Here is a 4,781-nt window from a genome sequence, read left to right as displayed (position 1 = left end):
AGCCTATCTTATGCAAAGATAGTGCCAATGAGCGCCATGAGAACTTGTTCTCAGATGGCCGAATGTAGCCTATCTTATGCAAAGTTACTGCTTTTTTGCCAACAATAGCGTTTCGTAGTGGTGTAAAAATGCAATGCGCCCCCGTTTTTCACCTTAATATATAGGGAGAAGGGTGGCGGCCCCGCTTTCTCACGAAGCAAACACGAAGCAACTTGGGGCCGTTGGGGAAACGAGGAAACAAGGTGACAAAAGGCTTAAAATACAGGCGTTTTTTTCGACCGAGCACATGGTTGGTCGCAAATACGCGATTCTCAGCGTATTTGCTTACTGCTCTGATAATCAATGTTTTACGAGCGTGGCTTAGCTTTTGCTCCTCCTCGTCTCACACGAGGCGTTGCGATTAGGCATCTTTCGTGTTGCGAAACATGCCTAATCGCACCTCGAAACATGCCTTTACGAGTGGCGATCCCTTACCTTTCGAGTCTCGGTTAGGCATCTTTCGCAACGCGAGGCCCCGTTTGCCGTGGCACGAGACCGATTTTTCGGTCTTTCGGATCGACAATAAGGCTTTTTCGCTTTCTATTTCATCGAACGAAAAGAGTGCGTTTTTTGACCAAAAAACTTGAATGTTTCCATGGTGCGCATCAGCCGTGAGGGGCTCGCTCGGGGCTTGTTGCCACCGCACAAAAGGCAACGTTGGAAGCGTTATTGGCACTTGAGCTGGATAACGTCGATGCCTGGCCAGGCGCCGAAACGGAACGGCACCGTGCCGCCTACGCCCACCGACACATAGAGCATGGAGCCGTCCTCGGTGTATTTGCCGCCCCATTCGTTGTAGGCCCACTTGGCCGGCGACACACGGCCCAGGCTGATCTGTCCGGCGTGGGTGTGGCCCGAGAGCGTCAGCGCGATGTCGGTTTGGTGGAGCACGCCGCGCCGCCAATGGCTCGGGTCGTGGCTCAGCAAAATCTTGAACGACCCCTCGGCGGTGCCCTTGAGCGCCTTCGTCAGGTCGCCATAGTCGGGGAAGGGCGGCCTGCTGATGTTCTCCACGCCGATGAGCTCGATGGTGGCGCCGTCGCGACGGATGCTTACGTGCTCGTTGAGGAGCAACCGCCATCCTATTTTCTGCTCCAGGTATTTCAGCACCGTTTGGTTTTTCCGGATGTTGCCCAAGCTCTTGTCCTCACCATACTCGCAATAGTCGTGGTTTCCCATCACCGAGAACACGCCGTCGCGCGCCTCTATTTGCTTCAGCGCGTGCTGGAACGGAATGACCTCGTGGGCGCTGACGTTCACCAAGTCGCCCGTGAACACCACCAGGTCGGGCCGCTGCTCGTTGACCAACCGCACCAACTTGTCGACAAGCGAGCGGTTGCGCAGGAACGTACCGATGTGGATATCAGACAGTTGCACTACGCGGTAGCCATCAAACTCCTTGGGAAGGAGAGGCGATTGGCAGGTGGCCGAGCGCACTACGAAATGGCGCCAACCGAAGAAGAAGCCGTAGACCATCAGCAAAACCCAAGCCACGGCGAGCGCCATGGCCCAGCAGCTGCCCGCCAACGGCCACGTTAGCAGGAACAATAGGCCGGGAACGGCAATGAGCAATGCGGCGCCCGTGATGAGGCGCATCAGCGTGTTGTGGCGAAGTTTTAATTTCATGGCGCGTTTTTAGCTTTTTACAAAGATAGCGTTTTTGGTTGGGTAATTTGTAATTATTGATGATTTTTGTGGTGGTCCAACGTTAAAAAGATAGCCTAAAGCGTTAAAAAACGCTTGCAGCGATGGGGGCAACCCCGCTTTTGTCGTATCTTTGCCCAAGATAGGCTGCACTCGGCCATCTGCGGGCGAGTGGCTTTACGTAAACATCATTCAGGACAAATTATTCAACAAGACCAATGAAAAAGAAAACCATGATGAAAGCTGCGGGCTTCCTTGCCGCCGTCGCTTTGTTGGCGAGCGCCATGCCCGCCACCGACCCCATCAGCAAGGAGTCGGGCGCCACGGTGGTCAACACCACCACGTTGGCCAAGGAGGTGCGTGGCTTCAGGGGTGCCACACCTGTGAAAATTTACATCAAGAAAGGGAAGGTGGTGAAGGTTGAGGCGCTGAAAAACCAGGAAACGCCCCAGTATTTCTCCCGTGCCAAGGCCGTATTGGCCCAATATGAGGGCAAGGCAGCAAACAAGGCCGCCAAGATGAAGGTGGATGGCGTAACAGGTGCCACCTACAGCAGTAGGGCCTTGGTGAAGAATGTGCAAGCCGGCCTGAAGTATTATGAGGCCCACCGCTAAAGCCTAAACACCGCCACCAGGGGCAGGTGGTCGCTAAAACCGTCGAGATATTTGGGCCCTTGGTAGTTGCGTCGGGGCTTCATACCACCATATTTGGTGTCTTCCTCAAGCAGGAAGGGCGCGTCGTTGATGCGGCATGTGGCAAGGCGTGAGGCCCATGCCTCGCAACAGAATATATGGTCGAGACTGTCCCATCGGCCGTGCCATCGGTAGGTTCCCTTGGCGCCGTGGGTTCCCTTGGCCCCTTGGGAAATCTCCGTGAGGCCGTGGTCGAGGAGCGTCTTGAGGGAGGCGTCGCCCGAATAATCATTGAAGTCGCCCGCCACAAGGATGCGTGCGTGCAGGCTGGTGCGCCTCACCGAGTCGACCGCCTCGGCCAATCGCGCCGTCACCCGTTGCCGATAAGGGCGTGTGGCACGTTCGCCGCCCGACCGGCTGGGTGCGTGCACCACGAAAACATGGAGCGTGTCGCCGCTTATCACCTCGCCCGAGACATAAAGGATGTCTCGGGTGGGGCGAAAGCCTTTGGGCGGAACGATGCGTATGGAATGGTGGTTGATGAGGCGAAAGGCAAAGGGCGACCACAGCAGGGCCACGTCGATGCCGCGCTCATCGGGGCTGTCGGTCATGACATACTCGTAGCCCGCCTGCCGCAGCAGCGACCGCCGCGTCAGGTCGACGAGCACACTATCGTTCTCCACCTCCGTCAGCGCCACCATGTCGGGCATCACCGCCAAGGTGTCGAGCATGCCGCACGACACAATTTCCTGGCCTATGCGGTTGAGCTTGCGCCAGTAGCGGTAGGGGGTCCAGTGGTGGGCCGATGTGGGAAGAAACTCCGTGTCGTTCTTCAGGCTGTCGTGCCGAGTGTCGAAAAGGTTCTCACAGTTGAGCTCAACAAACGTGAAGAACGACAAGAGCAATAGCGAAAGCCCCATGTTGCCACGTCTGTTTACATGTCCTCTTGGAACAAGGGGTCGTCGGGAGTCACCATGATGGGCTTCTGGTCGAACTGCTTCAGCGTCTCCTCAGAGGCGTAGCGCTTGTTGACCACCAGGCGGAACATATACTCGTTGAACCAGTCGTTGGTCATGATCAGGCAGCCGTTAACGCCGTTAGAAGCGCCCCAGCTGTTCTCAACCTTCCACTTCAGCGGGTTGCCGTTGGCGTCGAGGTCGACGGCTGTGAGCGTCATGGCGTGTGTGGAACCGCTGTCGAAGGTCTCGATGCGCTCGGCCTTGTTCATGCCAAATGTGGTTCCGAAGAGTGATCCGTAATCGTAATTGTTAAGATCGAGCACGCCGCGCTTACGGTCGAACTGCTTGCCCACATCATAGCTTGAGTACAACTTGTGGCCGTCTTTCAGAGAGGCGATGGCCAACTTGGCGATGTCCTCCATCGGCAGGTTGAGGTATTTCCAGTTGTGGCCGTCGTAGGTGTGACGGTCAAGCTCCACCTCATAGGTCTTATAGTAGGGGCGACGAGGATCGTTCATCACCATGATGAACGAACCGTTGAGCTTGTGGCCCACGGTCTCGTCGTAGAACTCCTTCGGAGTGTACTTCTTGGCGGGGGTCACCACCTTGCCAGCCTTGTTCTTGAAGGCATAGGTAAACTCCTTCACGGGCTCGCCGAGCGTCATCGACAACATGTGGTAGATGGTTGCCAACATCTCCGTCTTGCGCTTCTTCACGGCTGCGGCCTTCTTGCCGCTGCTCACCATCTTGCGCAGCTCCAAGCCATATTCGCGCAACTTCGACGTAACCAATCTGTCAACGGTCGCCGTGTTTTCCGACGAATAAGTCTCGGGCATGGCGCTCATGGGTACCAAACCATACTTCTCCACCAGGTCGGCCACACCGCAGAACGTGCCACCATCGTTGATGGGATGCTGGAAGAAGAACTGCACGCGCTTGTCCTCAAAGGGCTTGTCGGCGCAGTCGATGACACCCTGAAGCATCAGGTTGGCCTTCTCCAACTGGTCGTAGAAGAAGAGGTAAGCCTGCGAATATTCCACGCGCAGCGTGTCGTTGTGAGCCTTGGCGAAGTTGGCGCGCAGCACATTCATACCCGAGAACATCCAGCAACGTCCGCTGCTCTGCTGGTTATGAATGCTCTGTGCGGGAGTCTCCACGCTGAAGAGGTTGTCCACTTGTCCCAAACTCTTGTAGCTCTTGGCCAAGTCGTCGATCTTGTTCGACGCGATGGCGTTTACGAGAGCAGCGCTGGTAGGAGTGTTGCCCTGGGCCGCCTCGATCTGCTGCAACATTTGCGAGGAGATGCCGCCGTCGGCCTTCTGTGCCATGGCAGCACCCGACATGACGAGGAACGCCGCCAACATAATAGTTTTTTTGTTCATAATGAAGATAGGTTGATGATTATGTTTCTCATTATTAGTAAAGATAAGGCCAACGCCTAATGATGCTGAGCGCCGCCTATCTTCTGCAAAGATAGTGCCAGTGAGCGCAATGAAAGCTTGCTTTC

The 4,781-nt window shown here is 55.8% G+C and carries 4 protein-coding genes; 1 reads left to right on the top strand and 3 read right to left on the bottom strand.

What is annotated here, in order from left to right; all coding sequences use genetic code 11:
* Positions 1-705: 705 nt before the first annotated feature.
* Positions 706-1,665 carry a metallophosphoesterase gene (locus KM934_RS12310; RefSeq protein WP_215760900.1) on the bottom strand — a complete coding sequence of 320 codons (960 nt, stop codon included), beginning with the start codon at positions 1,663-1,665 and terminating at the stop codon, positions 706-708.
* Positions 1,666-1,901: 236 nt separating this feature from the next.
* Here KM934_RS12310 and KM934_RS12305 point away from each other — a divergent pair, with 236 nt between their 5' ends.
* Positions 1,902-2,297: an FMN-binding protein gene (locus KM934_RS12305; RefSeq protein WP_215760899.1), complete on the top strand. Its 396-nt coding sequence runs from the start codon at positions 1,902-1,904 to the stop codon at positions 2,295-2,297.
* On the opposite strand, the gene KM934_RS12300 is transcribed toward KM934_RS12305, so the two are convergent.
* A complete protein-coding gene (locus KM934_RS12300; RefSeq protein WP_215760898.1) occupies positions 2,294-3,235 on the bottom strand; it encodes an endonuclease/exonuclease/phosphatase family protein in 942 nt (313 codons plus the stop codon). The genes KM934_RS12305 and KM934_RS12300 overlap by 4 nt on opposite strands.
* Before the next feature lie 14 nt (positions 3,236-3,249).
* A complete protein-coding gene (locus KM934_RS12295; RefSeq protein ID WP_215760897.1) occupies positions 3,250-4,656 on the bottom strand; it encodes a C1 family peptidase in 1,407 nt (468 codons plus the stop codon).
* Positions 4,657-4,781 lie beyond the last annotated feature (125 nt).

The sequence above is a fragment of the Hallella faecis genome (assembly GCF_018789675.1).
In the GTDB taxonomy this organism is placed as follows: domain Bacteria; phylum Bacteroidota; class Bacteroidia; order Bacteroidales; family Bacteroidaceae; genus Prevotella; species Prevotella faecis.
This window is presented reverse-complemented; position numbering and strand designations above follow the sequence as displayed.

Excerpts from the sequence above, each read along its gene's own strand:
- KM934_RS12310 (WP_215760900.1), bottom strand. The coding sequence starts at position 1,665 with ATGAAATTAAAACTTCGCCACAACACGCTGATGCGCCTCATCACGGGC.
- KM934_RS12295 (WP_215760897.1), bottom strand. The coding sequence starts at position 4,656 with ATGAACAAAAAAACTATTATGTTGGCGGCGTTCCTCGTCATGTCGGGT.
- KM934_RS12300 (WP_215760898.1), bottom strand. The coding sequence starts at position 3,235 with ATGGGGCTTTCGCTATTGCTCTTGTCGTTCTTCACGTTTGTTGAGCTC.
- KM934_RS12305 (WP_215760899.1), top strand. The coding sequence starts at position 1,902 with ATGAAAAAGAAAACCATGATGAAAGCTGCGGGCTTCCTTGCCGCCGTC.